The 531-nt window shown below is 45.2% G+C and carries 1 protein-coding gene; it reads right to left on the bottom strand.

What is annotated here, in order from left to right:
- Positions 1 to 531: ABC transporter permease (locus R7Q46_RS29970; RefSeq protein ID WP_318078693.1), on the bottom strand; the 531-nt coding region annotated here is incomplete at both ends.

The raw sequence follows: 531 nt of genomic DNA, 5'->3' as shown, positions 1-531 counted from the left end.
AATAACACATAAAACCAGTAGAGGAACAAGGCACCTTGCAACATAAACACTGGGATGTATTGGCTCAAAATTGCGCTGAGTTTTGTGTATGGTTTATTACCCAAAAACTCAAAGCCATTTTTGCCCCCATAAATGCGAAAGTGCGCCGCAAGGATCAAAATCGTACTCACGACGATACAAATTTGCCAAATCGCAGGCACGATAGCGGTGACCAAAAACTGCGCGTAGTTAGTGTTGCGATTAAACAGCGCGGTGATTTGGGTCGACACTGGCACAGCTTGGCCGAGCGCGGACAACGTCGTTGTACTGCCTTTGGCGAGATTGCCCATCACTTGCACCTGAGCATCAAAGTACCCTTGAGCTTGTGCCACAGCTGAATTAATTAACTTTGCCACCAAAATATATTGGCTGTTAAAAAAAACTGAAAGTTGCGGTTGGCGATGCAGCAAAATGTCTTGGTCAAACTTAGATGGAATGACGGCAAAAGCGTAAATATCGCCTTCAATCATGGCATTCTTGGCTTCATTCGCG

It is taken from the genome of Vibrio sp. 811, assembly GCF_033339195.1.
The sequence above is the reverse complement of the archived record's forward strand: the minus strand, read 5'-3'. Positions and strand labels throughout refer to the sequence as shown.